The 25,951-nt window shown below is 72.6% G+C and carries 27 protein-coding genes and 1 pseudogene; 12 read left to right on the top strand and 16 right to left on the bottom strand.

Translation table 11 applies throughout. The features are described from left to right. Positions 1-3: 3 nt before the first annotated feature. Complete coding sequence (locus tag Sri02f_RS13710) at positions 4-396, bottom strand: ATP-binding protein (RefSeq protein WP_109001435.1); 393 nt, start codon at positions 394-396, stop codon at positions 4-6. 182 nt (positions 397-578) lie between these two features. Here Sri02f_RS13710 and Sri02f_RS13705 point away from each other — a divergent pair, with 182 nt between their 5' ends. The 3 genes from Sri02f_RS13705 to Sri02f_RS13695 are packed head-to-tail and all read left to right on the top strand — an operon-like array spanning position 579 to position 2,094. Continuing rightward, positions 579-1,121: a GntR family transcriptional regulator gene (locus tag Sri02f_RS13705; RefSeq protein ID WP_109001434.1), complete on the top strand. Its 543-nt coding sequence runs from the start codon at positions 579-581 to the stop codon at positions 1,119-1,121. Beyond that, complete coding sequence (locus Sri02f_RS13700) at positions 1,118-1,912, top strand: GntR family transcriptional regulator (protein WP_109001433.1); 795 nt, start codon at positions 1,118-1,120, stop codon at positions 1,910-1,912. Before Sri02f_RS13705 ends, Sri02f_RS13700 begins: the two co-directional genes overlap by 4 nt. Next, positions 1,909-2,094, top strand: coding sequence for a hypothetical protein (locus Sri02f_RS13695; protein WP_109001432.1), 186 nt, complete (start codon positions 1,909-1,911; stop codon positions 2,092-2,094). The genes Sri02f_RS13700 and Sri02f_RS13695 overlap by 4 nt, the downstream gene beginning before the upstream one ends. Positions 2,095-2,119: 25 nt before the next feature. On the opposite strand, the gene Sri02f_RS13690 is transcribed toward Sri02f_RS13695, so the two are convergent. Further along, a complete protein-coding gene (locus Sri02f_RS13690; RefSeq protein ID WP_245970622.1) occupies positions 2,120-2,614 on the bottom strand; it encodes a MarR family winged helix-turn-helix transcriptional regulator in 495 nt (164 codons plus the stop codon). Between the two features lie 117 nt (positions 2,615-2,731). Here Sri02f_RS13690 and Sri02f_RS13685 point away from each other — a divergent pair, with 117 nt between their 5' ends. Then, the gene (locus Sri02f_RS13685; RefSeq protein WP_109001431.1) at positions 2,732-3,751 is read left to right on the top strand and encodes an NADP-dependent oxidoreductase; all 1,020 of its coding nucleotides are present in this window, start codon (positions 2,732-2,734) and stop codon (positions 3,749-3,751) included. Between the two features lie 97 nt (positions 3,752-3,848). Here Sri02f_RS13685 and Sri02f_RS13680 read toward each other — a convergent pair whose 3' ends face one another. Then, on the bottom strand, positions 3,849-5,024 hold the full coding sequence (locus Sri02f_RS13680; RefSeq protein ID WP_109001430.1) for a serine hydrolase domain-containing protein: 1,176 nt from the start codon (positions 5,022-5,024) through the stop codon (positions 3,849-3,851). Between the two features lie 406 nt (positions 5,025-5,430). Here Sri02f_RS13680 and Sri02f_RS13675 point away from each other — a divergent pair, with 406 nt between their 5' ends. Beyond that, the gene (locus Sri02f_RS13675; protein WP_109001429.1) at positions 5,431-6,228 is read left to right on the top strand and encodes an EI24 domain-containing protein; all 798 of its coding nucleotides are present in this window, start codon (positions 5,431-5,433) and stop codon (positions 6,226-6,228) included. Further along, a pseudogene (locus tag Sri02f_RS42745) lies at positions 6,155-6,331 on the top strand (hypothetical protein); the annotation flags it as partial. The gene Sri02f_RS13675 and the pseudogene Sri02f_RS42745, both read left to right, overlap by 74 nt. A 157-nt stretch (positions 6,332-6,488) precedes the next feature. Here the strand turns inward: Sri02f_RS42745 and Sri02f_RS13665 are convergent. Further along, complete coding sequence (locus Sri02f_RS13665) at positions 6,489-7,070, bottom strand: TetR/AcrR family transcriptional regulator (protein ID WP_109001428.1); 582 nt, start codon at positions 7,068-7,070, stop codon at positions 6,489-6,491. A gap of 107 nt (positions 7,071-7,177) precedes the next feature. Between Sri02f_RS13665 and Sri02f_RS13660 the strand changes: the two genes are divergently transcribed. Next, positions 7,178-9,622, top strand: a complete 2,445-nt coding sequence (locus Sri02f_RS13660; RefSeq protein WP_109001427.1) for a beta-glucosidase H — start codon at positions 7,178-7,180, stop codon at positions 9,620-9,622. Between the two features lie 117 nt (positions 9,623-9,739). On the opposite strand, the gene Sri02f_RS13655 is transcribed toward Sri02f_RS13660, so the two are convergent. Both Sri02f_RS13655 and Sri02f_RS13650 read right to left on the bottom strand, forming a co-directional pair. After that, on the bottom strand, positions 9,740-10,717 hold the full coding sequence (locus tag Sri02f_RS13655) for an aldose epimerase family protein (protein WP_109001426.1): 978 nt from the start codon (positions 10,715-10,717) through the stop codon (positions 9,740-9,742). A gap of 15 nt (positions 10,718-10,732) precedes the next feature. After that, on the bottom strand, positions 10,733-11,635 hold the full coding sequence (locus tag Sri02f_RS13650) for an SGNH/GDSL hydrolase family protein (RefSeq protein WP_109001425.1): 903 nt from the start codon (positions 11,633-11,635) through the stop codon (positions 10,733-10,735). 265 nt (positions 11,636-11,900) lie between these two features. Between Sri02f_RS13650 and Sri02f_RS13645 the strand changes: the two genes are divergently transcribed. Next, positions 11,901-12,395: a DUF3145 domain-containing protein gene (locus Sri02f_RS13645; RefSeq protein ID WP_109001424.1), complete on the top strand. Its 495-nt coding sequence runs from the start codon at positions 11,901-11,903 to the stop codon at positions 12,393-12,395. 122 nt (positions 12,396-12,517) lie between these two features. On the opposite strand, the gene Sri02f_RS13640 is transcribed toward Sri02f_RS13645, so the two are convergent. The 5 genes from Sri02f_RS13640 to fasR all read right to left on the bottom strand — a co-directional run bounded on the left by Sri02f_RS13640 (position 12,518) and on the right by fasR (position 17,426). Then, complete coding sequence (locus tag Sri02f_RS13640; protein WP_109001423.1) at positions 12,518-13,798, bottom strand: beta-ketoacyl-[acyl-carrier-protein] synthase family protein; 1,281 nt, start codon at positions 13,796-13,798, stop codon at positions 12,518-12,520. Between the two features lie 82 nt (positions 13,799-13,880). Continuing rightward, positions 13,881-14,129, bottom strand: a complete 249-nt coding sequence (locus Sri02f_RS13635; protein WP_109001422.1) for an acyl carrier protein — start codon at positions 14,127-14,129, stop codon at positions 13,881-13,883. 82 nt (positions 14,130-14,211) lie between these two features. Next, positions 14,212-15,207, bottom strand: a complete 996-nt coding sequence (locus Sri02f_RS13630; protein WP_109001421.1) for a ketoacyl-ACP synthase III — start codon at positions 15,205-15,207, stop codon at positions 14,212-14,214. Positions 15,208-15,216: 9 nt separating this feature from the next. Next, positions 15,217-16,134 (bottom strand): ACP S-malonyltransferase, encoded by a 918-nt coding sequence (locus Sri02f_RS13625; RefSeq protein ID WP_109001420.1) that lies wholly within the window; start codon positions 16,132-16,134, stop codon positions 15,217-15,219. A gap of 89 nt (positions 16,135-16,223) precedes the next feature. After that, positions 16,224-17,426 carry a fatty acid biosynthesis transcriptional regulator FasR gene (gene fasR / locus Sri02f_RS13620; protein ID WP_109001419.1) on the bottom strand — a complete coding sequence of 401 codons (1,203 nt, stop codon included), beginning with the start codon at positions 17,424-17,426 and terminating at the stop codon, positions 16,224-16,226. Positions 17,427-17,509: 83 nt separating this feature from the next. Between fasR and Sri02f_RS13615 the strand changes: the two genes are divergently transcribed. Further along, on the top strand, positions 17,510-18,178 hold the full coding sequence (locus Sri02f_RS13615; protein WP_109001418.1) for a pirin family protein: 669 nt from the start codon (positions 17,510-17,512) through the stop codon (positions 18,176-18,178). Here the strand turns inward: Sri02f_RS13615 and Sri02f_RS13610 are convergent. Both Sri02f_RS13610 and Sri02f_RS13605 read right to left on the bottom strand, forming a co-directional pair. After that, positions 18,175-18,993, bottom strand: coding sequence for a serine hydrolase domain-containing protein (locus Sri02f_RS13610; protein ID WP_109001417.1), 819 nt, complete (start codon positions 18,991-18,993; stop codon positions 18,175-18,177). The genes Sri02f_RS13615 and Sri02f_RS13610 overlap by 4 nt on opposite strands. Positions 18,994-19,012: 19 nt before the next feature. Further along, positions 19,013-19,495, bottom strand: coding sequence for a GNAT family N-acetyltransferase (locus tag Sri02f_RS13605; RefSeq protein ID WP_109001416.1), 483 nt, complete (start codon positions 19,493-19,495; stop codon positions 19,013-19,015). 96 nt (positions 19,496-19,591) lie between these two features. Between Sri02f_RS13605 and Sri02f_RS13600 the strand changes: the two genes are divergently transcribed. After that, positions 19,592-20,131 (top strand): MerR family transcriptional regulator, encoded by a 540-nt coding sequence (locus Sri02f_RS13600; RefSeq protein WP_245970621.1) that lies wholly within the window; start codon positions 19,592-19,594, stop codon positions 20,129-20,131. Next, on the top strand, positions 20,128-21,144 hold the full coding sequence (locus Sri02f_RS13595; RefSeq protein ID WP_109001415.1) for an aldo/keto reductase: 1,017 nt from the start codon (positions 20,128-20,130) through the stop codon (positions 21,142-21,144). The genes Sri02f_RS13600 and Sri02f_RS13595 overlap by 4 nt, the downstream gene beginning before the upstream one ends. 73 nt (positions 21,145-21,217) lie before the next feature. On the opposite strand, the gene Sri02f_RS13590 is transcribed toward Sri02f_RS13595, so the two are convergent. From Sri02f_RS13590 to Sri02f_RS13580, 3 genes are all read right to left on the bottom strand, one after another. Beyond that, positions 21,218-22,072, bottom strand: a complete 855-nt coding sequence (locus Sri02f_RS13590) for a DUF4429 domain-containing protein (RefSeq protein WP_109001414.1) — start codon at positions 22,070-22,072, stop codon at positions 21,218-21,220. 59 nt (positions 22,073-22,131) lie between these two features. Next, positions 22,132-23,349, bottom strand: coding sequence for an alpha/beta hydrolase (locus Sri02f_RS13585; RefSeq protein WP_109001413.1), 1,218 nt, complete (start codon positions 23,347-23,349; stop codon positions 22,132-22,134). Between the two features lie 110 nt (positions 23,350-23,459). Further along, the gene (locus tag Sri02f_RS13580) at positions 23,460-24,104 is read right to left on the bottom strand and encodes a TetR family transcriptional regulator (RefSeq protein ID WP_109001412.1); all 645 of its coding nucleotides are present in this window, start codon (positions 24,102-24,104) and stop codon (positions 23,460-23,462) included. A gap of 65 nt (positions 24,105-24,169) precedes the next feature. On the opposite strand from Sri02f_RS13580, the gene Sri02f_RS13575 reads away from it, so the two are divergent. Further along, positions 24,170-25,789: an MFS transporter gene (locus tag Sri02f_RS13575; RefSeq protein WP_109001411.1), complete on the top strand. Its 1,620-nt coding sequence runs from the start codon at positions 24,170-24,172 to the stop codon at positions 25,787-25,789. Positions 25,790-25,951: the final 162 nt, after the last annotated feature.

Here is a 25,951-nt window from a genome sequence, read left to right as displayed (position 1 = left end):
GCGTCAGGGACCGTCGTCCGTCTTGAAGACCACCCACACCGTCTTGCCGATGAGGTGTTCGGTGACGCCGAGGTCGTCCGACACCTCGCGGGCCAGGTGCAGCCCCCGGCCCGAGCAGGCGCCCTCGGCCGGGGGAGCCGCCGGGGCGGGGTGGTCGCCGGTGTCGCGCACGGCGAGCCGCAGCAGCGGGCCGTCGAGGGTGAGCGTCACGCAGTACTGCCTGCCTGGAGGCACGCCGTGCAGCAGGGCGTTGGTGGCCAGTTCCGACGCGCACAGGGTGATGTCGTCCAGCCGGTCGACGCAGTCCCAGTCCGTGAGGGCCTGGCGGACGAAGGTGCGGGCGGCCCGTACCGAGGCGCGCGAGCGGGGGAAACGACGCTGCCGTGACAAGGGCACGGGGGCCACCTCCGTGGTTCAGGGGCGTCCTGCGGCGACACCTTACTGTTGTTCGCGAAAGGCGACAAGGTGTTCCGGGGTGGTTGAGGGTGGCTCAGGGGTGGCGGTCGGCGGACGCGGCGAGTCGCCTACCGTGTAGGACGGCAGGGTCGGAAGAACGGTCGGCCGTACAGGAGGACGTCGTGGGTGGGAGCGGTTGGGTCAGCACGTCGTTGCCGTATCTGACGCCCCGGCTCGCCGGACAGGGCGACGCCTGGGCGGCCGAGGCCGCGGCGCGGGGGCGGCGCGGCGCCCAGCGCGTCCTGCACGCGGGCGAGGCGCCCGCGCCCGCCGAGGTGGCGGAGCTCTTCGGCGTCCCCGAGGGCGAGCCCGTCGTGGTGCGCCGCCGTCTGATCCTGCTCGACGACGAGCCCAGCGAGCTCACGGACACCTACTACCCGGTCGCCATAGCCGCCGGCACCCGTCTCGCCGGAACCGCCAAGATCCCCGGCGGCGCCCTCACCCTGCTCGCCGAACTCGGTCACGTCGGCGTCCTCGTCCGGGAGGACGTCACGGCCGGGATGCCGGACGAGGAGGAGCGCGAGGCCCTCGGCGTCGCCGCCCACGAGCCGGTCCTGCGACTGGTCCGGCTCACCCTGGACCGCGACGACCGGCCGATCCAGGTCGACCGTATGGTGATGCCCGCCCTGCGCCAGAGGCTGCGCTACCAGATCAGGATCGGATGACCGTGCCCAAGGCAGACCCGGAAGCCGTCGACCGCCGCTCCCTGCACGAGCGCATCGCGGCCGATCTGCGCGACGACATCATGAGCGGAGAGCTCGCCCCCGGCGCCAACCTGCCCACCACCGCCCAGCTCAAGGAGCGCTTCGAGGCGTCGAGCGCGACCGTGCAGAAAGCCCTGCAGCTCCTCAAGGACGAGCTCCTGGTGGTCGGCCGGGCGGGCGCCGCCGTCACCGTCCGCGAACACCGCCAGCGCACGGTCCGGCCCGCCTCCCTGATGGCGCCGGGCGGCCCCGGAGAGCCCTACCGCTGGCTCGTCGAGGCGGCCAGGCACGGCACGCACGCCCGCACCGAGCTGCTGGACGTGACCGAGACCCGCCCGCCCGCCGACGTCCGCGCCGCTCTCGGCCTCCCGCCGGACGGCGCGGCCATGCTGCGCCGCCAGACACTCCTCGTCGACGACGAACCGGCCGAGCTCGTCGAGGCCTACTACCCGCTGGACATCGCGCGGGGCACGCCCCTGGCCGAGGGGCGCAGGATCCGGGGCGGGGCCCCCGCCCTGCTGAGCGCGCTGGGTCACCCGCCCCGGCGCAGCACGGACCGCGTCTCCGCGCGCGTCCCCACCCAGGACCAGTACCGGGCCCTGCGCCTCACCAGCAGCATGCCGGTGCTGCGCACGCTGCGCGTCGTCACCGGCGACGACGGCCGTCCCGTCGAGGTGACGGTGATGGTGAAGGCCGGTCATCTCTACGAGCTGCAGTACGAGTTCACGGCGGGCGAAGGGGGCGGAGCGTGATCGTGCTCCTCCTGGCCGGTGTCCTGGTCCTCGTCCTCGGCGGCTGCGCCTGCGTCTGGCGGGCGGCGCGGGGAGACGCCCCTCGCTGGGTGCGCGCGGCCGCGGCCGCGACCCTCGCCGCGGGCGAACTCGTGCGCCGCTCGCACCGCAACGGCCGCTCGCCCTCGCAGTCGGACGACTGAGACGCCGCTCGCGTGGCGCCGAGGTCTACGGGCGGTCGCCCCCGGGCGTGAGCATGCGGTGCAGCAGGCCGCGCAGGACCAGCCGCTCCTGCTCGGCCAGCCCCGCCAGCGGCTCGCGGGCGAACCGCAGCGACTCGCGCAGCCCCCGGGCGATCCGCCGGCCCTCCTCGGTGGCCGCCGCCAGCTTGACCCGGCGGTCGGCCGGGTCGGGCCGCCGCTCCACCAGACCGCGCGCCTCCAGCCGGTCGACGATGCCGGTCACGTTCGACGGCTCGCACTTCAGCTTCTGCGCCAGCTTGCGCATCGGCAGCGGCTCCAGCGACAGCAGGCTCAGCAGCCGGGCCTGCGCACCGGTGAGCGAGTGGTCGGCGGCGGCGTCCTCGTAGTCCTCGTAGAAGCGGGCCACGACCTCGCCGATCAGCTCGACGACCTCCAGGGTCAGGGCGTCGGGGAGTGTGGCCGGACCGGTGGGACCGGTCGGCCCTACGGTCGCTTGCGAGGTCGGATGTGAGGCGGACATGGATCCAGGGTACCCGTTTACTTGACATCCTGAAATATTCAGGCGCATGGTTGTTTCAGGTAGTGAAGCATTTTTCGTAGTGCAGCATTTTCGAGCGTGTGAAAGGCAGCCCCTCCCATGACTGACTCGGCCCTCCCCACCACCAGCCGCGAATGGCGCCTGCTCAGCCGCCCCGTCGGCTGGCCGAAGCCCGAGGACTTCGAGCTCGCCGAGGCGGAGATCCGCCGCCCCGGCCCCGGTGAGGTGCTGGTGCGCAACGCGTACGTCTCCGTCGACCCGTACATGCGGGGCCGCATGAGCAGCGCCAAGTCCTACGTGGCCCCCTTCGAGCTGGGCAAGGCCATGCAGGGCGGGGCGGTCGGCGAGGTCGTCGCGTCCGAGGCCGAGGGCGTCTCGGTCGGCGACCACGTCCTGCACTTCGGCGGCTGGCGCGAGTACGCCACGATCGACGCCGCGCAGGCCGTCAAGGTGGACCCCGAGGCCGCCCCGCTCTCCACCTACCTCGGCGTCCTCGGTATGACCGGCCTCACCGCCTACGCGGGCCTCCTGCGCACCGCCGCCTTCAAGGAGGGCGACGCCGTCTTCGTGTCGGGCGCGGCCGGCGCCGTCGGCAGCCAGGTGGGCCAGATCGCCAGGCTCAAGGGCGCCTCCCGGGTCATCGGCTCGGCCGGCTCCGACGACAAGGTCAAGCTCCTCGTCGAGGAGTACGGCTTCGACGCGGCCTTCAACTACAAGAACGGCCCCGTGGCCGACCAGCTGCGCGCGGCCGCCCCCGACGGGATCGACGTCTACTTCGACAACGTCGGCGGCGACCACCTCGAGGCGGCCATCGGGTCCCTCAACGAGAAGGGCCGCATCGCGATCTGCGGCATGATCTCGGTCTACAACAACACCGAGCCCGCCCCCGGCCCGAAGAACCTCGCCCGCCTGATCCAGACCCGCGGCCGCATCGAGGGTCTCCTGGTCGGCGACCACTACGACCTGCAGCCGCAGTTCGTCCAGGAGGTCGGCGCCTGGGTCCGCTCCGGTGAGCTCAAGTACCGCGAGACGGTCGTCGAGGGCATCGAGAACAACCTGGAGGCGTTCCTCGGGGTCCTGCGCGGCGACAACACCGGAAAGATGATCGTCAAGCTCTGACCGCCGGACGTACGCCGAAGGCCGCACCCCTGGAACGTTCCGCGTGGGGTGCGGCCTTCGCCGTCTGTCAGCCGCGGGCCTCCCGGCCGCCGGTCCTTCAGCGGCGGGCCAGCGCCGCGCGGTGCACGGCCCCCGCCAGCCGGTCGTTCTCCGGGGCCGCCCCGCCCGGGAAGGCGCACCGGCGCCGCGTGTAGCCGTAGGCCAGCCCGCTGCGCGGGTCGGCGAAGGCCTGGCAGCCGCCCGCCCCGCTGTGCCCGAACGCCCCGACGCCCAGGAACGGGTGCCAGGTGTCCGCCGTGGCCTGGAAGCCCAGCCCGTACGACCGGTGCGACCGCGCCACCACGTCGTAGCCCACGGAGTGCAGCTGCCCGAACTCCGCCGCCGTGTCCTCCTTCAGCAGTGGCGCCTTTCCGTCGAGCTCGGTGATCGCCGCCGCGTACAGCCCGGCCAGCCCGCGCGCCGAGGCGACCCCGCCCACGGAGGCCGGCCCCTTGGCCCGGACCAGCGGGTCGTTCGGCAGGAGTTCCAGATCGGTCGGCTCGGCGGCGTGGCGGTTGAAGGCGACCGCGGCCAGAGTGTGCGGCCCGCCGGGCAGGGAGTCCAGCAGCGCCCGTTGCTCGGCCGTCGGGACCATCCGCTGCGCGGTGCGGAACCGCGGCTCGTGCGGCGCCGGCAGCCCCAGGAAGAAGTCCAGCCCGTAGGGGAGCCGCACCCGCTCCTCGTACACCTCCTGGAGGGTACGGCCCGTCGCCCGCCGCACGACCTCCCCGGTGAGCGCCCCGATGACCAGCGCGTGGTAGCCGAAGGCGGTGCCCGGCCGCCAGAACGGCCGCTGGTCGGCGAGGCGTTCGGCGAGCTGGCGGTCGTCGGCCAGCTCCTGCGGTGAGAACCCGCCGTCCGTGCCGACCACGCCGGCCCGGTGGGCCAGCAGCTCGCGCAGGGTCAGCGCGCCCTTGCCCTCGGCGGCGAACTCCGGCCAGTAGTAGGTGACCTTGCGGTCCAGCTCCAGGGTGCCCTCCTGGACCAGGAGCGCGACCACCAGATGCGCGGCGCCCTTGGTCGAGGAGTACACGCCGTAGAGGGAGTCGGGGCCGGCGCCGTCGCCGGGCGCCCACAGGTCGACGACCCGCCGGCCGTGCACATGGGCGCACAACTGGCCTTCGTAGTCGGGCTGTTCGTCCGCCACGAACGCGGCGAACTCCTCCCGTACCGCCTCGAATCCATCGGCGACGGTGCCGTGGATCTCCTGCGTCGTCCGAGCCAAACGAGTCATCCGCTCTCCTCAACCAGCCCGCTGCTTGCGTGTGCCATGGTGATCAACGCCTGTGCGATCTGCGCCGGGTCGCCGGCGGGTGGACGAAACCGCGATCCGCGGCGCCTGCCATGCGCGGGGGGACGACGGCGGCGACGCGGGCGGTGATCAGAACAGGTCGGGCCGGGCAGGCGCTCGATGTGCGCACGTCTACCTCCTGGACTTGCCTGGATCGTTGCTTTCGGAGATCGGTACGGCGAGGTGTGCCTGTTCGACTCAACTGCGGGAAGAGGGCCTCGGTGTCACCGATGCCCCGGATGGCCTACGAGGCCCCGCGGCGGACCGGCGCAGGGCTCCGCCCGCCCGGCCCGGCGGAGCGCGCACGGGGCGACGGCCGTGAAATGTGCACGACCGATAGAGTTCGGCCATGCGCGATCTCGGGGCGGGGTTCAGGTACCTCCTGAAGGGCCAGCGATGGGTGGCCCGGCACGGCAGGCACTACGGGTTCGGGCTCGTCCCCGGCCTGCTGACGCTCGTCCTCTACGTGGCGGCGCTGGTGGCGCTCGCGGTGTGGGGCGAGGACTTCGTGGGCTGGGCGACGCCGTTCGCCGACGACTGGTCGAACCCCTGGCTCGGTCTCTTCCGCGGTTTCCTCACCGCCGTGCTGTTCGCCCTCGGCCTCCTGCTCGCCGTCCTCACCTTCACCGCCGTCACCCTGCTCATCGGCCAGCCCTTCTACGAGAACCTCTCCGAGAAGGTCGACCGGGACGTCTCGCCCGACGGCACGGCCCCCGAGTCGGGGCTGCCGGTCTGGCGCGAGCTGTGGATCTCCGCCCGCGACAGCCTGCGCGTCCTCCTGCGCGCGCTGGTCTGGGCGGTGCTGCTGTTCGCCCTCGGGTTCATCCCGGTCGTCGGCCAGACGGTCGTCCCGGTGATCGGCTTCTTCGTCACCGGGTTCTTCCTGACCGAGGAACTCGTCGCCGTCGCCCTCCAGCGCCGCGACGTCGACCTGCGCGCCCGGCTCGCCCTGCTGCGCGGGCGCCGGACGCTGGTGTGGGGCTTCGGCACCCCGCTGGGCCTGGCCTTCCTGGTGCCCTTCGTCGCGGTGTTCCTGATGCCCGGCGCGGTCGCGGGCGCCACGCTGCTGGCCCGTGAGCTGCTCGGCGAGGAGATCTCCGAGGGCGGCACGGCCGAGGCGGCGCAGGAGGAGAACGCCGCCTCCTGAGGGAGGTCCGCGCCGGGAGGACCGAACAGGCCTCGACGAGACGGCCGCCCCGGCCGCGCTGATCGCGGCCTGGGCGCTGTGCGGCTCGCCGCGCGCCCGCTTCAAGGTGCGGGGCGCGGGCCGGGCCGGCTTCGAACTGCTCTGGTTCGGGGCGGGACCTCGGCGCGCTGTACGCGGCGGGCGCGCACGGCTGGGCGCTCGCCTTCGCCGTCGTGTGCGCGGTGGGCAAGGGGCTGGCGCTCCGCTCGGGCCAGTGACCCTCAGCCGACCGGTTCGCCCAGCAGCCGCAGGAAGTCGCGGAACGCCCCCGGCATGTCCACCGACCCGGGATCGAGCAGCCACTGGTACTGCAGCCCGTCCATCACCGCGACCAGCAGCGGGGCCGTGCGTTCCGGAGTGAGGCCGTTGGGCAGCCGGTCGCCGTACTCGGTGCGCAGCGCGGCCGCCATGCCCGCCCGCACCCGTGTGTACCGCTCGGTGAAGTACTCCCGGGCGGGATGCCCCTCGGTGACGCTCTCGCCGAGCAGCGCCGAGAAGGTCTGGACGACGCCGGGCCGCGTCGCGTTGTACTCGACGAGCGAGGCGAGCAGGTCGACCCGCCACCGGGAGTCCGGCACGGCGTCCCACCGGTCGCGTTCCCGCAACACCGCCACCAGCAGCGCGTCCTTCGTCGGGAAGTGGTGCAGCAGCCCCTGCTGGGTCAGTCCCACCCGCTCGGCCACCGCCGCCATGCTCGCCCCGCGGTAGCCGCGCTCGGCGATCACCGCCAGGGCCGCCCGCACGATCTCGGCCCGCCGCTCCTCGCTTCTGGCCCTGGCAGTCATGCCGTCACCGTACGGCATACGCCCTCTTGTCGATAACGTCAAGATAACGAAACCTACCGATCGACAGGTGACCGTCGCACGATGGAGCCACAGCACGTAGCGGACACGCGACGAGGAGGCACCGCATGGCGGGAACCGGGGCGGCGACGCACACGGCGACGGAGACGGCCGTCGAGCAGGCTCTCGGCAAGCTCGGCCTGGACGCCAAGGCCCGGCTCCTGGCCGGTCAGGACGCGTGGTCGCTGCCCGCGCTGCCGGAGATCGGCCTGCGGTCCCTGGTGATGTCCGACGGCCCGATCGGCGTGCGCGGCGTGCGCTGGACGGCCGACGACCCCTCCGTCGCCCTGCCCTCCCCGACCGCGCTCGCCGCCGCCTGGGACCCCGGCCTCGCCCGCCGCGCCGGCGCTCTCCTGGCCCAGGAGGCCCGGCGCAAGGGCGTCCACGTGCTGCTCGCTCCCACGGTCAACCTGCACCGGTCTCCCCTCGGCGGCCGCCACTTCGAGGCCTACAGCGAGGACCCGTATCTGACGGGCGTGATCGGCGCGGCCTATGTGAACGGGGTCCAGTCCGGCGGCGTCGGCACCACCGTCAAGCACTTCGTGGCCAACGACGCCGAGACCGACCGCTTCACCGTGGACAACCTGGTCGGCGAACGGGCCCTGCGCGAGCTGTACCTGGCCCCCTTCGAGGCCATCGTCGCCGAGGCCCGCCCCTGGGGCGTCATGACCGCCTACAACACGGTCAACGGCACGACGATGACCGAGCACCACCACCTCGTGAACGAGGTCCTGCGCGGCGAGTGGGGCTTCGACGGCTTCAACGTCTCCGACTGGACGGCCGCCCGTGACACCGTCGGCGCCCTCCGGGGCGGCCTCGACGTGGCCATGCCCGGCCCGCAGACCGTCTACGGCGAGGCCCTCGCCACCGCCGTGCGCGAAGGGCGTCTCGCCGAGTCCGAGGTCGACGAGGCGGTCCGCCGCGTCCTGCGCCTGGCCGCCCGCGTCGGCGTCCTCGCGGGCGTCGAACCGGCCGTCACCGAACCGCCCGCCCCGATCGACGGCGAGGCCCTGGCCCGCGAACTGGCCCGCCGCTCCTTCGTCCTGCTCCGCAACGAGGGCGACGCGCTGCCGCTCGGGCCGGGCGCCGTCGCCCTCATCGGCGCGGCGGCCCGCGACGCCCGCATCCTGGGCGGCGGCTCCGCGACCGTCTTCCCCGCCCATGTGGTCTCCCCGCTCGACGGCCTCACCGCCGCCCTCCCCGAGGGCGCTGTGCGCTACGCCGTCGGAGCCGACCCGGCCACCGAACTCGCCTTCGCCGACAAGGGCTTCACGCTCCGGGCGGTCTGCCGCGACGCCTCCGGAACCGTGATCGGCGCCCGTTCCGCGCCGAACGGCCAGATTCAGTGGATGGGCTCGGACCTCCCCGAGGGCGTCGCTCACGACACCCTCCACACGGTCGAGCTGACCGGCGTCTTCACTCCGCGCGAGAGCGGCCGGCACACCTTCGGCACCAAGGGCACGGGCGCCTTCACCCTCACCGTCGCCGGGACGACGTACTACGACGACGTCCAGCTCCCCGCCGACGACGGCGACCCCTTCGGAGGGTTCTTCGGTTCTCCCGAGCCCCGCGCCCAGGTGGAGCTGACCGCCGGCGAACCGGTCGAGATCTCCCTCACCCATGTCTTCGCACTCCCCGAGGGCGCCCCCTTCAAGGCCGTCGCCTTCGCGCTCGTCCACCAGGAGCCGGTGCGCGACCCCGACGAGCTGATCGCCGAGGCCGTCGAAGCGGCGCGGGCCGCCGACACGGCCGTCGTCGTGGTCGCCACCACCGAACGCGTGGAGTCCGAGGGCTACGACCGCGCGGACCTCCGCCTCCCCGGCCGGCAGGACGACCTCGTGCGCGCCGTCGCCGCCGCCAACCCGAACACCGTCGTGGTCGTCAACGCCGGCTCCCCGGTGGAGATGCCCTGGCGGGAGGAGGTCGCGGCCGTCCTGCTCAGCTGGTTCCCCGGCCAGGAGGGCGGCGCGGCGCTGGCCGACGTCCTCACGGGCGCGCACGAGCCCGGCGGCCGCCTCCCCACCACCTGGGGCTCCCTCGCCGACGCCCCCGTCACCGAGGTCGTCCCCACCGACGGCGCCCTCTCCTACCGCGAGGGCGTCTTCATCGGCTACCGCGCCTGGGAGAAGGAGCACCGCACCCCGGCCTACCCCTTCGGACACGGCCTCGGCTACACCGACTGGAGTTACGAGTCCGCCGACGTCACCGGATCCACGGTCAGGGTGCGGATCCGCAACAGCGGCGAGCGGACCGGCCGGGAGGTCGTCCAGGTCTACCTGGCCCCGGCCGGCACGGCGCCGGCTCCCGAGCGCCCCGCCCGCCGGCTGGCCGGGTTCGCCGTCGTGGAGGCGGCTCCCGGGGAGAGCGCCGAGGTCGCCGTGGAGATCCCCACCCGTGCCTTCGAGGTGTGGGACGAGGCGGACCACCGGTGGTCCTTTGTGAAAGGTTCGTACGAAATCCAGGTGGGCCGCTCGATCGCCGACCTCCGGATCACCGCGACGATTACCGTGTGATCGGCACGGCCGCCCGACCCGGCGCCGCCGTCGCCCCCTGAACAGCCCCGGCCCGGGACCTGACCCCCGGGCCGGGGCAACACCCCTCCCGCGGCCCACTGCACCGCGGCCCGGCCGCTAGCGGACCGAGAAGCCGTACGCCGTCTCCGAGCGGTAGACCTCGCCCGGTCGCAGCACGGTGCTCGGGAACTCCGGCCGGTTCGGGGAGTCCGGGAAGTGCTGGGTCTCCAGTGCCACGCCCTCGCCGGGCACGAACGGCTCGCCCAGATGGTCGGCGGTGTACAGCTGCAGCCCCGGTTCCGTCGTCGAGACCGTCAGCACCCGCCCGGACGCCGGGTCGTGCAGCTCGGCGACCTCGGCCGGCGTGTCCGTGACGCCCTTGTCGAGGACGAAGTTGTGGTCGTAGCCGGCGCCGATCTTGCGGGCCGCGCGGAAGTCGAAGCGGCTGCCGGCCACCTGCGCGAGCTCGCCCGTCGGGATCAGGTCCGCGTCCACCGGCGTGTACCGGGAGGCGGTCAGCCGCAGCTCGTGGTCGCCCGCACCGCCGCTGCCGGGCCCGCCGAGGGTGAAGTAGCTGTGGTTGGTCAGGTTCACCACCGTCGGCGCGTCGGTGACGGCCCGGTAGGCGAACCGCAGCGCCCCCGACGCGTCCAGCGTGTACGTGGCCGAGACCTCCAGCCGCCCCGGGAAGCCCTCCTCGCCGTGCGCGGCGATCCGGCTGAGCCGCAGCCCGTGCTCGACCGGCTCCACCTCCCACACCCGCTTGTCGAACCCGCGCGGCCCGCCGTGCAGCGAGTTGGGCGCGGCGTTGGGCTCCAGCGCGTAGGTCACCCCGTCCAGCGGGAAGCGGGCGTGCCCGATCCGGTTGGCGTACCGCCCGACCAGCGCGCCGAGATACGGCTCCGGATGGGCGAGATAGCCGTCCAGATCCGCGAACCCGAGCACCACGTTCGCCGTGCGCCCGTCCCGGTCCGGGACCTCGACGGACTGCACGATCCCGCCGTACGACAGAACGCGCACCCGAGTGCCGGCCCGCTCCAGGGTCCAGAGGTGCACGGGGGTGCCGTCGGAAAGTGTTCCGAAGTGTTCGCTCATGGGCGGAACCCTAAGTCACGGGGTCTTGCCCGTGACGCCCCGATAGGCCAGCTCCGCGAGCCGCGCCTGACCGTCCTTGCTGGGATGGAACCAGTCCCAGTGGCTCAGCTGGTCGGTGCCGAACCGGAAGTCGTACACCGCGCCGCCGTCGAACCGGCACCGCACGTCCTTCGCGCAGACCTCCTTCAGCACCGAGTTGTAGTCCTCCACCCGCTTCTGCACGGTGTCCCGCCGCAGGGTCGCCGCCATGTCCAGCACGTCCGCGTCGCCCAGCATCGACGGGCAGATGCCCAGCTTCCAGATCTGCTTGCCCAGCGCGTTCGTCCGCCCCTCGGACCACAGCCGCTTCAGGTTCGGCACGCTCGACACGTACACCTGGGTCTTGGGCAGCGCCCGGCGCAGCGTGCGCAGCGCGTCCTCGAACTGCGCGCGGAAGTCGGCCACCGGCGTCATCGCCGCCGTGGACGCGCGGCACGCGTCGTTCGCCCCCGCCATCACCGTCACCAACTGCGGCTTGTCCAGGACCGCCCGGGCCATCTGGGCCGGCACGTCCGCCATCCGCGCCCCGGTCGCCGCGTGGTTCCAGCTGTGCGTGGCCGCCTTCGCCGGCCCCAGCAGCCGTACCGCGAGACTCCTCACCTCGGCGCTGGCGCCGGTCGCCCAGGACACCTCCGGACAGTCCGCGAGCACCGTGCAGGCGTCGAAGCCGCGCGTGATGGAGTCGCCCACCGCCGCGACCGAGGACGGGCTGGAGTCCCACAGCGGGGCCGGCGACGCGGAGGGCTTCGCATGACGCGCCCGCGCGCCCGACGGCCCCGAACCGTCACCGCCGCCCAGGGCGTCACAGCCCGTCAGGCCCAGGACGGCCGCCGTCGTGCCCGCGAGCACGGCCCGCGCGTGCCGGTTTCGCTTCCGCATCCGCTGGTGTTCCCCTCGCTCTTCGAACAACGCTCCCCCTAGGACAACGCACGGGAGTTCCCGGGCGAATCACACCCACAAGATGGAACGCTTCCCACCCGTACAGGCGTCCTGCCGGGTGAATGGCGGAGGTTTCAGGGCACCAGGACCGACGGTACGTCACACTCCTTGCGCCGCCGCACGGTAGCCTCGCCATCAACGCGGCTGCCTGCCACCGCCGCCATTGCCAGCCTGCAAGACTGTCCCGCTCTGCCCGGAGGTCCCGGTGACGACACGTGGAGTTCTGTACGTGCACTCCGCGCCGCGCGCGCTGTGCCCGCACGTCGAGTGGGCCGTCGCCGGGGTGCTCGGCACGCGCGTCAGCCTCGACTGGATCCGGCAGCCCGCCTCACCCGGCACCTGGCGCTCGGAATTCTCCTGGAAGGGCGAGGCCGGCACCGCGTCCAAGCTGGCGTCGGCGCTGAGAGGCTGGCAGATGCTGCGCTTCGAGGTCACCGCCGAGCCCTGCGCCACCGCCGAGGGCGAGCGCTACAGCTGCACCCCCGACCTCGGCATCTTCCACGCCGTCACCGGCATCCACGGCGACATCCTGATCCCCGAGGACCGGCTGCGTGCCGCCCTGCTGCGCAGCCGCCGCGGCGAGACGGAACTGGAGGGCGAACTCTCCAAGCTCCTGGGCAAGCCGTGGGACGACGAACTGGAGCCCTTCCGCCACGCGGGCGAGGGCGCCCCGGTGCGCTGGCTGCACCAGGTGGTCTGAGACCTGTTCGTACGCCGTCGCGGACTCGCACCCACAGCCCGAAGGGGCCCCGCCTTTTCGGGCGGGGCCCCTTCAGTCGTGTTACGCGCGTGTACGCGATGGCGATGGCGTACGGGCGGGCCTCAGACCGAGCGGAACGCCAGGACCACGTTGTGCCCGCCGAACCCGAACGAGTCGTTCAGGGCGGCGATGCGGCCCTCGACGGGCAGCTTGCGCGCCTCGCCGCGGACGACGTCCGCGTTCGCCTCGGCCTCGGGGTCGATGTTCTCCACGTTGATGGTCGGCGGAGCGACCCGGTGGTACAGCGCGAGGACCGTCGCCACGGACTCGACGCCGCCCGCGCCGCCCAGCAGATGACCGGTCATCGACTTGGTCGCCGAGACCGCCATGTGGTCGGCGTCGTCGCCGAAAACCTTGCGCAGCGCCTTCAGTTCGGCGACGTCACCGGCCGGCGTCGAGGTGGCGTGCGCGTTGACGTGCACGATCTCGGCCGGGTCCAGGTCGGTGTTGTCCAGCAGGTTCTGCAGGGCGTGCGAGATGCCGCGGCCCTCCGGCTCCGGCTGCACGATGTCGTGGCTGTCGGCGGAGATGCCCTGGCCGACGGCCTCGGCGTACACGCGGGCCCCGCGCGCGGCCGCGTGCTCGGCGGACTCCAGGACGATCACGCCGGCGCCCTCGCCCATGACGAAGCCGTCGCGGGCCGTGTCGTAGGGACGCGACGCGCCCTGCGGGTCGTCGTTGTTCTTGGACATCGCCATCATGTTGCCGAACGCGGCGATGGGCAGCGGGTGGATCGCCGCCTCGGTGCCGCCGGCGACGACCACGTCGGCGCGGCCGGTGCGGATCATCTCGATGGCGTAGCCGATGGCCTCCGCGCCCGACGCGCACGCCGAGACCGGCGTGTGCACGCCCGCGCGGGCGCCCACCAGCAGACCCACGTTGGCGGAGGGGCTGTTGGGCATCAGCATGGGGACGGTGTGCGGGGAGACCCGGCGCACGCCCTTGTCCTTCAGGACGTCGTACTGGTCGAGGAGGGTGGTCACGCCGCCGATGCCGGAGGCGATGACCGCGCCCAGCCGGTCGGGCTCGACGTCGCCCTCGCTGCCCTCCTCGCCGGCCTTGCCGGAGAAGCCGGCGTCCTTCCAGGCCTCCTGGGCCGCGATCAGCGCGAACTGCGCCGAACGGTCCAGCTTGCGGGCCTGCGGCCGAGGGATGACCTCAAGAGGCTCCACGGCGACACGGGCCGCGATACGGACGGCCTGGTCGGCCGCCCACTCCTCCTCCAGGGCCCTGACGCCGGACTTGCCGGCGACGAGACCCTCCCAGGTAGAGGCTGCGTCGCCACCCAGCGGTGTAGTTGCGCCGATACCGGTGACGACCACGGTGCGATTGGTCGGGCTCACGGATTCTTTCTCCAACGTTACGAGGATTCAGCGGCGCCACCGCCGGGTGGCGGGGCAGTTCGGTCCAGGGGACCGGGTGGGATCAGCCCTGGTTCTTCAGGATGTAGGCGGTCGCGTCGCCGACCGTCTTGAGGTTCTTGACGTCCTCGTCCGGGATCTTGACGTCGAAGCGCTCTTCGGCGGCGACGACGACCTCGACCATGGACAGCGAGTCGACGTCCAGGTCGTCGGTGAAGGACTTGTCCAGCTGGACGTCCTCAACCGGGATGCCGGCGATCTCGTTCACGATGTCGGCGAGACCGGCGACGATCTCTTCCTGAGTGGCGGCCATGTTTGGCGCTCCTTCGTAGATATCCAGAGGGTGTGGCAGTGGGTGTTTCCCGTCCCGGACCGGGTGATCCGGCACGGAGTGCCTAGGGGAGGGTAACGACAGTGGCGGCGTAGACGAGACCCGCCCCGAATCCGATGACGAGGGCGGTGTCGCCGCTCTTCGCCTCACCGGTCGCCAGGAGCCGCTCCATCGCGAGCGGGATCGAGGCGGCCGAGGTGTTGCCGGTGGTGCGCACGTCACGGGCGACCGTGACGGACTGGGGCAGCTTGAGAGTCTTCACCATCGAGTCGATGATGCGCTCGTTGGCCTGGTGCGGGATGAAGACGTCGAGTTCGTCGGCGGTGATGCCGGCGGCGTCCAGCGCCTCCTTGGCGACCTTCGCCATCTCGAAGACGGCCCAGCGGAAGACCGCCTGGCCCTCCTGCGTGATCGCCGGGAACTTGCCCGTGGAGTCGTACTCCGTCCACGGCACGGTCTGCTTGATGGTCTCCGACTTGTCGCCCTCGGAGCCCCAGACCGTCGGGCCGATCGCCGGCTCCGCGGAGGGGCCGACCACGACCGCTCCCGCGCCGTCGCCGAACAGGAAGGCCGTCGCGCGGTCCTCCAGGTCGGTCAGGTCGGACAGCCGCTCGACGCCGATGACGAGCACGTACTCGGCGGAACCCTCCACGACCATGCCCTTGGCGAGGGTCAGGCCGTAGCCGAAGCCCGCGCAGCCGGCCGAGATGTCGAACGCGGCGGCCTTGTTCGTGCCGAGCTTGTCGGCGATCTCGGTGGCCACGGCCGGGGTCTGCTTGAAGTGCGAGACGGTCGACACCACCACCGCGCCGATCTGCCCGGCGGTGATCCCGGCGTCGGCGATCGCCTTGCCGGACGCCTCGACCGACATGGCGGCGACGGTCTCCTCGTCGTTCGCCCAGTGACGGGTCTCGATGCCGGAGCGCGAGCGGATCCACTCGTCGGAGGAGTCGATCGTCTCCAGGATGACCTCGTTGGGCACGACCCGCGTGGGCCGGTAGCCGCCGACCCCGAGGATGCGTGCGTACGGGGAGCCCTTGCTGGGCTTGATCTTCGCCATCAGGGCTCCTCAGACGACGCCGTGCTCGGCGATGAGCTCGCGAGCGGCGTCGAGGTCGTCGGGGGTCTTCAGCGCCAGCGTCTTCACGCCGGGCAGGGCGCGCTTGGCGAGGCCGACCAGGGTGCCGCCGGGGGAGACCTCGACGAGCGCGGTCACGCCGAGCTCCTTGAAGGTCTCCATGCACAGGTCCCAGCGGACCGGGTTGGCGACCTGGCCGACCAGCCGGTCCAGGATCTCGGCCCCGGAGGCGACGGCCTGTCCGTCCTTGTTGGAGACGTAGCGGACCGTGGGGTCGGCCGGGACGAGCTCCGCGGCCGCCTTGGCCAGCTTCTCGACGGCGGGCGCCATGTGCCGCGTGTGGAAGGCGCCGGCGACCTTCAGCGGGACGACCTTGCGGACGCCCTCGGGCTTGTCCTCGGCCAGCGCGGCGAGCTGCTCCAGCGTGCCCGCGGCGACGATCTGGCCCGCGCCGTTGATGTTCGCCGGGGTGAGTCCCAGCTTCTGCAGATGCGCCAGGGAGACCTCCGGGTCCCCGCCGAGCAGCGCGGACATGCCGGTCTCGGTGACCGCGGCGGCCTCGGCCATGGCCAGGCCGCGCTTGCGTACGAGGCTCAGCGCGACGGTGTCGTCGAGGACGCCGGCCAGCGCGGCGGCGGTGAACTCGCCGACGCTGTGGCCCGCCACCGCGGCGGGAGAGGCGTCGCCGAGTGCCGTGGCGGACAGGATTCCGGCGGCGACCAGCAGCGGCTGGGCCACCGCGGTGTCGCGGATCTCGTCCGCGTCGGCCTGCGTGCCGTAGTGGGCGAGGTCCAGGCCGATGGCGTCCGACCACGCGGCGACGCGGTCGGCGGCGCCGGGCAGTTCGAGCCAGGGAGTCAGGAAGCCGGGCGTCTGGGCGCCCTGGCCGGGAGCGACGAGTACGAGCACTCTCACACTCTCTCTTGGGGACGGCCGAAGCCGCCCGTGGGGACAGGGACGAAGAACGGCAGGGGGTTTTGTGGAGCCCCGACAAAAGGCTAGGTCTGAGGATCTCCGTCGGCCAGACGCCCCAGGATCAGCGCGATCCGGAGCGTGAACGCGGAGCGTACATCCGAAGGCGACCAGCCGGTGACGTCAGTCACACGTCGGAGCCGGTAGCGCACGGTGTTCGGGTGGACGAAGAGCATCCGGGCGGCCCCTTCGAGACTGGACGCCTGTTCGAGGTATACGGAGAGCGTCTCCAGCAGCGCGGACCCGGCCTCCTCCAGCGGTCTGTAGATCTCCTCCACCAACTGCTCGCGCGCACCGGGATCACCGGCGATGGCGCGCTCCGGCAGCAGATCGTCCGCCAGCACCGGCCGGGGTGCGTCCTGCCAGGCGGAACAGGCCTTGAGGCCGGCCGCGGCGGCCTGTGCGGACCGGGTCGCGGCCAGCAGGTCGGGCACGACGGGGCCGGCCACGACGGGCCCCGCGGCGAACGGCCCGATCAGCGACTTGGCGACGGCGAGCGGGTTGTCGCTGCCGCCGGCGATCACCACCAGCCGGGTGCCGAGCACTCCGGTCAGCACCTGGAGCTTGGAGTGCCGCGAGGCCCGCCGGATGGCCTCCACGGTCAGCTCCGAGTCGCCGTCCGGGGCGGTGCCCAGGACGACGCACACATGTTCCGGCGCGTTCCAGCCGAGCGCGGCGGCCCGGCTCACGGCGCCCTCGTCGGCCTCGCCGCTCAGCACGGCGTTCACGACGAGCGACTCCAGCCGGGCGTCCCAGGCGCCGCGTGCCTCGGCGGCCTGGGCGTAGACCTGGGCGGTGGCGAAGGCGATCTCCCGGGCGTACACCAGGAGCGCCTCGCGCAGCACGTTCTCGTCGCCGGGCGCCGCGACCTCGTCGATCGCGGACTCCATGACCTCGATGGTCGTCCGCACCATCTCGACCGTCTGCCGCAGCGTGATGGCCCGCGTCAGCTCGCGCGGCGCCGTGCCGAACACGTCGGTGGAGATGGCCTGGGGGGCGTCGGGGCGCCGGAACCACTCGGTGAAGGCCGCGATGCCCGCCTGGGCGACCAGTCCGATCCAGGAACGGTTCTCCGGGGGCATCGCCCGGTACCACGGCAGTGTCTCGTCCATCCGCGCGATGGCCTGGGCGGCGAGACTTCCGGAGGACTTCTCCAGCCGCTTCAGCGTGGCGGGGTGGGAGTGGACGGCGACCGCGGGCTGGGGGCGACTCGTTTCTGGTTCGGGCACGTGGACAAGACTGCCTTATCGCCGCGCGTGCTCGCGCCGGGGCCCCGCGCGCGCGGCGGGGCGGGTCTACCGTGGGTGCCGTGATGGACGTACGGCGCGCCGGCGAGCGCTACCGAGGCGGAGACCCGGCCGCAGGCATCGAGTCATGGCACGCGTTCTCCTTCGGCCCCCACTACGACCCCGGCAACCTCCGCTTCGGCCCGCTGATCGCCTGCAACGAGGAGCGCCTCGCCCCGGGCGCCGGGTTCGACGAGCACCCCCACAGCCACACCGAGATCGTGACCTGGGTCGTCGAGGGCGAGCTGACCCACCGCGACTCGACCGGTCGCGAGACCCGCGTGCGCCCCGGTGACGTGCAGCGGCTCAGCTCGGCCGGCGGTGTACGGCACGTGGAACGCAACGACGCCGGCACGCCCCTGACCTTCGTCCAGATGTGGCTGGCCCCGCTGGCCCCCGGCGGCGATCCGTCGTACGAGATCGTCCGCGGCATCGCCGACTCCACCCCCTACGCCGTCCCGCAGGCGGGCGCGATGCTGCACGTACGGCGGCTGGAGGCGGGGGAGCGCACGGCGGTGCCGGACGCCTCCCTCGTCTACGTCCACGTCGTCCGTGGCGAAGTCCGCCTGGAAGGCGACCAGCTGGCGGCCGGGGACGCGGCGCGCGTCACGGACGCGAAGGACCTGGAGGCGGTGGGGGCGACGGCGGCGGAGGTGCTGCTGTGGGAGCTGACCGGCCAGGAGCCGGCCGGCTAGCGGATCTCCGCCAGCACCGCGTCCGTGAACGGCGGCCAGGCCTCGACCGCCCACGGTCCGAACGCCCGGTCCGTCAGCGCGACCGCGGCCGCCCCCGCGTCGGGGTCGACCCACAGGAACGTGCCGGACTGCCCGAAGTGGCCGAACGTGCGCGGCGACGACGAACTCCCCGTCCAGTGCGGCGACTTGGAGTCACGGATCTCGAATCCCAGTCCCCAGTCGTTGGGGTTCTGGTGCCCGTAGCCGGGCAGGACGCCCTTCGTCCCGGGGTACTGCACGGACATCGCGGCGGCCACCGTCCGCGGGTCCAGCAGCCTGGGCGACTGCACCTCGGCCGCGAACCGCAGCAGGTCCCCGACCGTCGAGACGCCGTCCTTGGCGGGGGAGCCGTCGAGGGACGTCGCCGTCATCCCCAGCGGCTCCAGGACCGCCTGGCGCAGGTACTCCGCGAACGGGATGTCCGTCGCCTTCGCGATGTGGTCGCCGAGCTGCTCGAACCCGGCGTTGGAGTACAGCCGGCGCTCACCCGGCGCCGCGGTCGTGCGGTGCTCGTCGAAGGCGAGACCGGAGGTGTGCGCGAGGAGATGGCGGACCGTGGACCCGGGCGGCCCCGCGGGCTCGTCCAGCTCCACCGCGCCCTCCTCGTACGCGACGAGGGCGGCGTACGCGGCGAGCGGCTTGGTGACCGACGCCAGCGGAAAGCGCCGGTCGACGGGGCCGTGGGCGCCCAGCACCGTGCCGTCGGCCCGCACGACGCCCGCGGCGGCGGAAGGAACCGGCCAGTTCTCGATCAGCGCGAGACTCTTCAACGACATGCCCACGACCCTATGCGGCTCACAGCAGCAGCTCCATCAAGGGGTCCGGCTTGGGCCGGAAGCCGAGGGAGGCGTACAGCGGCGCCGCGTCCGCGGACGCGGTGAGGTGCACCTGAGCCGCGCCCCGCGCCCGGAACCACGCGAGCAGCGCGTCCATGCAGGCGCGCGCGTACCCGCGGCGGCGCACGCCGGGATCGGTGGCGACGGAGAAGACGTAGCCGACGGTCCCCCGCGGGTTGCCGGCGCGCCCGATGCGGTACTCGACCGTCCCCACGACCAGCGCGGCCAGCGCGCCCGGCCGCTCGGGGTGGTCCACGACGAAGGCGGCGAAGTCGCCGTCCGGGTCGGACAGCCGCCGTCGCAGCGTGGGCAGCGACTCGGCGTGCCAGCCGGCCGGGTCGTCGTCCGCCGCCCGGGGGGCGGACAGCGAGTCGATCATCACCTGGCGCAGCCGCAGCACTTCCGCGGCGTCGTCGGGCAGGGCGCGGCGCACGTCACTCATGCCGTGCACGCTAACCGGCGCGATCGAGCCGTGTCCCCCCGTTTCTTACTGAATCCGCTTGCTTGGAGCGCACTCGAAGGCCATAGCGTGGTGGTCATGACGGTGTTGCAGACCACGCCCGTGACCATCGAGCACAACCCCACCCCCGCAGACGTCTGCTCCGCGCCCCCGCGGCGGCACCCTCGCCCCGACGGGCAGGACAGTTACACGATCAGCGAGGTCGTCGCCTTCACCGGCCTGACGGCCCACACCCTGCGCTGGTACGAACGCATCGGGCTGATGTCCCACATCGACCGCTCGCACACCGGCCAGCGCCGTTACAGCAACCGCGACCTGGACTGGCTCGACCTCGTCGGGAAGCTGCGGCTGACCGGCATGCCGGTCGCCGACATGGTGCGGTACGCCGAGCTGGTCCGCGAGGGCGACCACACGTTCGGCGAGCGCCACGAACTGCTGGAGAACACCCGGCGCGACGTCCGGGCCCGGATCGCCGAACTCCAGGACACGCTCGCCGTGCTGGACCGGAAGATCACGTTCTACGGGGACGCCACCCGCGCCCAGGCCTACGAAGCCCGCCTGCACGAACCACAGCCGAAGGAACCCCGGCTCCACGAAGCGGAAAGGACCGCCCGATGACCCACAGCACGATCCCGACGGCACGACTCGGAGAGCACGGACCCGAGGTCGGCGTCCAGGGCCTCGGCTGCATGGGCATGAGCTTCGCGTACGGTCCTACGGACGCCGACGCCTCCCGCGCCGCTCTGGAACGCGCTCTGGAGCTGGGCGTCACGCTCTACGACACGGCCGACGCGTACGGCGCGGGCGAGAACGAGAAGTTCCTCTCCCCGTTCTTCAGGGCACACCGCGACGAGGTCGTGATCGCCACCAAGTTCGCGCTGGCGATACCCCCGGAGGATCCCTCGCGGCGGATCATCCGCAACGACGCGCCCTACATCCGCGAGGCCGTCGAGGCGAGCCTGCGGCGACTGGACGTCGATGTCATCGACCTCTACTACATGCACCGGCGTGATGTGAACGTGCCGATCGAGGACACCGTCGGCGTGATGGCCGAGCTGGTGCGCGAGGGCAAGGTCAAGCGGCTGGGCCTGAGCGAGGTGACGGCCGCCGAGCTGCGCGCGGCGCAGGGCGTCCACCCCATCGCCGCCGTGCAGTCGGAGTGGTCCCTGTTCAGCCGGGACATCGAGGCGCAGGTGGTGCCGGCGGCCCGTGAGCTCGGCGTGAGCCTGGTCCCCTACTCCCCGCTCGGCCGGGGCTTCCTCACCGGCTCCTTCGCCGACGCCGCGACGGACCTCACCGCCGACGACTTCCGCCGTCAGCAGCCCCGCTACACCGGCGAGAACGCGGCCGCCAACGCGGCCCTGCTGGAGCCGGTCCGCACGGTGGCCGAGGCCCACGGCGCCTCGCTCGGCCAGATCGCCCTGGCCTGGGTCCAGCAGCGGAGCGCGGTGCACGGCCTGCCGGTGATCCCGATCCCGGGCACCAGCAAGCCGGGCCGGGTGGAGGAGAACACCGCGGCGACCAGGATCGTGCTGAGCGACGAGGAGCTGGACCTGCTGGAGCCGATCTCGGCGAAGGTGGCCGGCGACCGGTACGCGGACATGCGGTTCGCCTCGGCCGGACGCGAGTGACCCGCCCACCCCGGCATCCGGTACGGCCACCGGTACGGCGGCCGGGGCCCGGGCCGCGGCGACGCCGACGCCCCTAGAGCTCGGCCAGCAGTTCGGCCTTCTTGACGGTGAACTCCTCGTCGGTCACCAGTCCTGCCTGGTGCAGCTCCCCGAGGTGCCGGATCCGGTCGGCGATGTCGGCCGGGTCCCGGCGCGGCGCGGTCACGGCCGGTACGGCCGCCGAGGCCCCGCGTCCGCGGACCGCCGCCAGCACCGCCGCCGCGAAGGGCAGCGACTCGTGCACGGGCCCGTAGCCGAGCCCGAAGACGACGGTCGCCGGGTCCTGGTCGGGCTGGACCGGCGCGTCCTGTCCGTCGATCAGCCGGAGGTGTCCCTCGAACACCTCCGGTGAGCGCCACTCGATGCCGCTGAGCTCGGAGACGGCGAAGCTCTGGTCGCCGGCCTTCCACTTCGCGGACGACGCCCCCGTCCAGAACCAGCGGAAGCGCACCGTCCGCCCGTCGAACGAGGCCTTGCCGTCGTAGGCCTTGAACGACAGCGGCGCCTCGGGCGCGTCCACCAGGAACCGTTCGGCCGGCCCGGACCCGGTCAGCCGCGACCGCAGCTCGTCGGCGTAGTACTCGGCGAGCGTCTCGCGCTCGGCGGGCAGCACCAGCCGGTAGGGGTCGCTTCCCTCCTTGAGCTGGCCGGCGGCCGCCTCCACCAACGGATCGGCTCCCGGTCGGGGCTCCATGCGCAGGACGACCGTCCCCCGCTTGCCGGGCGTCAGCGTCACCCCCGCGACGGCCGACAGCGGTATCCGGCGCTCCCGGAGCACCGAGAGCAGCTTGGGCGTGCGAAGTCCCCGTTCGTAGCGGATGAGGACGGAGTCGGACTCGAACTCCCAGGCGGCATGAAATCCGGCCAGTACGTCACCCATGCGGCTCATCGTAGGCGTGACACCCATTCTTCGTCCCCTCCCCGCGCGCACCCGCAATTCCTGCGTCTCTACGCGCGTCCAGCCTCTGTCGTGTCGGACAAACCCGCCGTGCAGGCGTCATCATCGTGGGCGCACTCCACCGAACGGAACGCGCCGGTGCCGATCCGGGCGAAGTTGCGCAGGCTGTCCGTGCCCGGTTCGAAGTAGCCTCCGTGGCCCTGGGCCTCCCGCGCCGACAGCACGCGCGCGCCGAACCCGCGCGCCATCGGGTCCTCGCCGTGCCCGAGACCGCCGACCTCCAGGTGCGGCACGTCCTGGATCCAGTCGTCGGCGTCCCGCATCGCCCACACGCGGGCGCCGGTACCCAGCTGGGCCGCCTTTTCCACGCGCATCCCGGGGCTGCCGGCCACCGCGATGTCGGTCACCCGGCGCGGCATGGAGCGCGCGGCGACCCCGCACACCACGGAACCGTAGCTGTGGCAGAACATCGACACCGGCGCGCGGCCCGGCAGGGCGCCGAGCAGGGCGTTCAGCCGGACGGCGCCGTTCCTGGCGCGCATCGCGGTGGCCGAGTCGATGCCCAGGCCGTCGGGCGAGGTGTAGTCGGCCCAGGCGATCACGGCCGTGCGCGTCGAAGGGCTCGCCTCGTGTTCGGCCGTGTAGAGGGCCTGGGCCATGCCGACGGGCGCCGAGAACTTGCGGTTGGTGCGCTGGAAGGTGAGCAGGGCGGTGTCGACGCCGGGGACGACCACGGAGATCCGCTCGGCGTCGTCGAGCCGGCCGAACACCTCGGCGGCCCGGCCGGAGCCCTCCGGGTCGAAGGCGAGGATCTGCCGGCCGGCGGCGCTCATCGCCTCGTAGCGGTGCATCCGCCGGTCGGCCAGCCGCTGCCCGGCCGGGGTGAGCCGGCTGTCGTGCATCCGTCTGCGCTCCAGACGGATCTGCTGGTGCAGGGCGACGCGGTTGGCGCGGTAGCGCAGCTCGACGGGGGCGCCGTTCATGTTGCCCACCGCGAGCGCGTAGTCGTGCGCGAGCGCGGTGCGCTGCGGCGCGGTCAGCGCGGCGAAGAAGCGGGCGAGCCGGGCGGGGGCGGAGCCGGGGTCCGGCAGCCGCCGGCCGTCGATCCGGCCGTGTTCCCACGCCGTGCGCGAGTTCTGGAGGGCGGTGGCGCCCCGGTGCTGGTGCAGGGCGGTCCAGCCGGTGGTCGTCAGCATCACGAACACCACGGTCAGGGCGGCCAGGGCACGCCAGACGGTGAGCTGCGGGGAGGTGTCGAAGGAAGTCACTGTAAGGACACACTAGGAGAACGAGAGGGTCTCGGGTGACCCAAGTGACGGGGATCACGTTTCAACCGGCGCGTGAGTGGTCATGATCCCCTTCAGGCCTGTACGGGGTCTCAGGCCCCGTGCCCCGCTCCGGGCTCGCGCCAGTCGCCCAGCAGAGCCGGTCCCAGCGCGTCGAGATACCGGGCCGTCAGCAGCCGGATCCCCTCCGGATCGAGGTCCTCGCCGGTGGACCACTGTCGCTCGGCCGCCCGCATCGCGCCGCCGAACAGGGCCACCGCCAGACGCGGCCGCGGATCGGCGTCCACGTCGAGCCCCTCGCGCTCGGCGATCACCCGCGCCATGCTCTCCTCGACCTCCGCCGAGCGCCTCAGATGCGCGGCGAGCAGCACCGGCGTCTCCTCGATCACCCGGTACATGCGCAGATACAGCTCCACCGGGACGACGGACTCGACGACCTCGTTGATCGAGTGCCAGTCGTCGACGACCGCCCGGCGCAGCGCGTGCAGCGGCGCCTCGTGCGGCGGGCGGGCGCGGACCGCCTCGGCGAACCGGGCCACCGTCATCTCCACCAGGCCGAGGGCGGCCTCGTCCTTGCCGGCGAAGTAGCGGAAGAAGGTGCGCGGGGAGACGTCGACGGCCTCGGCGATCTCGTCGACGGTCGTCCCGTCGTATCCCCGGGACGTGAACAGCTCCACGGCGGCTCGCAGCAGCGCGTCCCGGGTGCGCTGTTTCTTGCGTTCGCGCAGTGTGTGCATACGTGTCAGTTACCGACTTGTGAACTCGTTTGTCAATTGTCAGTGGCTGTCACTAGCCTCGAAGCATGACTAGTCAGACCGCCATCGACTCGACGGGGCCGGGGGACAGGACGCCGGCAGATCCGTCGGAGGAACCGTCCGCCGCAGGGCTGCGCGGCCACCCGTGGTTCACCCTGCTCACCGTCGCCGTCGGCGTCATGATGGTGGCCCTCGACGGCACCATCGTGGCCATCGCCAACCCGGCCATCGCCAGCGACCTGGGCGCCACCTTCGCCCAGGTCCAGTGGATCACCAACGCCTACTTCCTGGCCCTCGCGGTGTCCCTGATCACCGCGGGCAAGCTCGGCGACCGCTTCGGCCACCGCCAGACGTTCCTCATAGGCGTGGTCGGCTTCGCCGCCGCCTCCGGCGCGATCGGCCTGTCCGACAGCATCGCGCTCGTCGTCGTCTTCCGTGTCTTCCAGGGCCTGTTCGGCGCCCTGCTGATGCCGGCCGCGCTCGGTCTGCTGCGCGCGACCTTCCCGGCCGAGAAGCTCAACATGGCCATCGGCCTGTGGGGCATGGTCATCGGCGCGTCCACCGCGGGCGGCCCGATCCTCGGCGGCGTCCTCGTCGAACACGTCAACTGGCAGTCCGTGTTCTTCATCAACGTGCCGGTCGGCGCCCTCGCCCTGGTCCTGGGCGTGCTGATCCTGCTCGACCACCGCGCCGAGAACGCCCCGCGCTCCTTCGACCTCCTCGGCATCGCGCTCCTCTCCGGCGCGATGTTCTGCCTGGTCTGGGCCCTCATCAAGGCGCCGGCCTGGGGCTGGGGCGACGGAGCGACCTGGGCGTTCGTGCTCGGCTCCGCGGTGCTCTTCGCCGCCTTCGCCTACTGGGAGACGAAGGTGCGGGAGCCGCTGATCCCGCTGGGGCTGTTCCGCTCGGTCCCGCTGTCGGCGGGCGTGATCCTCATGGTCCTGATGGCCGTCGCCTTCCTGGGCGGCCTGTTCTTCGTGACGTTCTACCTCCAGAACGTGCACGGCATGAGCCCCATCGACGCGGGCCTGCACCTGCTCCCGCTCACCGGCATGATGATCGTCGGCTCCCCGCTCGCGGGCGCGCTGATCACCAAGCTCGGCCCCCGCATCCCGCTGGCCGGCGGCATGGCGGCCACCGCGATCGCCATGTACGGCATGTCCACGCTGGAGACGGACACCGGCAGCGGTGTCATGTCGGTCTGGTTCGCCCTGCTGGGTCTCGGCCTCGCGCCGGTCATGGTCGGCGCGACCGAGGTCATCGTCGGCAACGCGCCCATGGAGCTGTCGGGTGTGGCGGGCGGTCTCCAGCAGGCGGCCATGCAGATCGGCGGCAGCCTCGGCACGGCCGTGCTGGGCGCCGTGATGGCCTCCAAGGTCGACAGCGACCTGCCGGCCAACTGGAAGGACGCGGGCCTGCCCCCGCTCACCCCCGCCCAGCTGGACCAGGCCTCGGAGGCGGTGCAGGTCGGCGCGGCCCCGGTACCCAAGGGCACCCCCGAGGCGCTCGCCGCGAAGATCGCCGGCGTCGCCCACGACACGTTCATCTCCGGCATGAGCCTGGCGTCCCTGGTGGCGTCCGGCGTCGCGGTCGTCGCCGTCGTCGTCGCGCTGTTCACCAGGCGCGGGGAGAACGCGGACGCGGGAGCCGGGGCGGCCCATATCTGAGGCGCTCCCGCCGGCGGGTCGGATCCTGACGGGACTTCAAGGAATTTCCCCCATCAGGGTGACAACGCTAAAGGTTCCTCGCATCCGGCGCACGCCGCAGGTCACAGTTAGTCAAGCCCTCCGGATGGCAGGGCGGCCAGGGCTGCGGCGCGCTGCCGGAGG

Origin of the sequence: Streptomyces rishiriensis, from assembly GCF_003112535.1 — a bacterium.
Classification (GTDB): Bacteria; Actinomycetota; Actinomycetes; order Streptomycetales; family Streptomycetaceae; genus Streptomyces; species Streptomyces rishiriensis.
This window is presented reverse-complemented; position numbering and strand designations above follow the sequence as displayed.

Coding starts and splice junctions, on each gene's coding strand:
- Sri02f_RS13700 (WP_109001433.1), top strand. CDS start 1,118: ATGACCGTGCCCAAGGCAGACCCGGAAGCCGTCGACCGCCGCTCCCTG.
- Sri02f_RS13690 (WP_245970622.1), bottom strand. CDS start 2,614: ATGTCCGCCTCACATCCGACCTCGCAAGCGACCGTAGGGCCGACCGGT.
- Sri02f_RS13685 (WP_109001431.1), top strand. CDS start 2,732: ATGACTGACTCGGCCCTCCCCACCACCAGCCGCGAATGGCGCCTGCTC.
- Sri02f_RS13680 (WP_109001430.1), bottom strand. CDS start 5,024: ATGACTCGTTTGGCTCGGACGACGCAGGAGATCCACGGCACCGTCGCC.
- Sri02f_RS13675 (WP_109001429.1), top strand. CDS start 5,431: ATGCGCGATCTCGGGGCGGGGTTCAGGTACCTCCTGAAGGGCCAGCGA.
- Sri02f_RS13665 (WP_109001428.1), bottom strand. CDS start 7,070: ATGCCGTACGGTGACGGCATGACTGCCAGGGCCAGAAGCGAGGAGCGG.
- Sri02f_RS13660 (WP_109001427.1), top strand. CDS start 7,178: ATGGCGGGAACCGGGGCGGCGACGCACACGGCGACGGAGACGGCCGTC.
- Sri02f_RS13655 (WP_109001426.1), bottom strand. CDS start 10,717: ATGAGCGAACACTTCGGAACACTTTCCGACGGCACCCCCGTGCACCTC.
- Sri02f_RS13650 (WP_109001425.1), bottom strand. CDS start 11,635: ATGCGGAAGCGAAACCGGCACGCGCGGGCCGTGCTCGCGGGCACGACG.
- Sri02f_RS13635 (WP_109001422.1), bottom strand. CDS start 14,129: ATGGCCGCCACTCAGGAAGAGATCGTCGCCGGTCTCGCCGACATCGTG.
- Sri02f_RS13630 (WP_109001421.1), bottom strand. CDS start 15,207: ATGGCGAAGATCAAGCCCAGCAAGGGCTCCCCGTACGCACGCATCCTC.
- Sri02f_RS13615 (WP_109001418.1), top strand. CDS start 17,510: ATGGACGTACGGCGCGCCGGCGAGCGCTACCGAGGCGGAGACCCGGCC.
- Sri02f_RS13610 (WP_109001417.1), bottom strand. CDS start 18,993: ATGTCGTTGAAGAGTCTCGCGCTGATCGAGAACTGGCCGGTTCCTTCC.
- Sri02f_RS13605 (WP_109001416.1), bottom strand. CDS start 19,495: ATGAGTGACGTGCGCCGCGCCCTGCCCGACGACGCCGCGGAAGTGCTG.
- Sri02f_RS13600 (WP_245970621.1), top strand. CDS start 19,592: ATGACGGTGTTGCAGACCACGCCCGTGACCATCGAGCACAACCCCACC.
- Sri02f_RS13595 (WP_109001415.1), top strand. CDS start 20,128: ATGACCCACAGCACGATCCCGACGGCACGACTCGGAGAGCACGGACCC.
- Sri02f_RS13590 (WP_109001414.1), bottom strand. CDS start 22,072: ATGAGCCGCATGGGTGACGTACTGGCCGGATTTCATGCCGCCTGGGAG.
- Sri02f_RS13580 (WP_109001412.1), bottom strand. CDS start 24,104: ATGCACACACTGCGCGAACGCAAGAAACAGCGCACCCGGGACGCGCTG.
- Sri02f_RS13575 (WP_109001411.1), top strand. CDS start 24,170: ATGACTAGTCAGACCGCCATCGACTCGACGGGGCCGGGGGACAGGACG.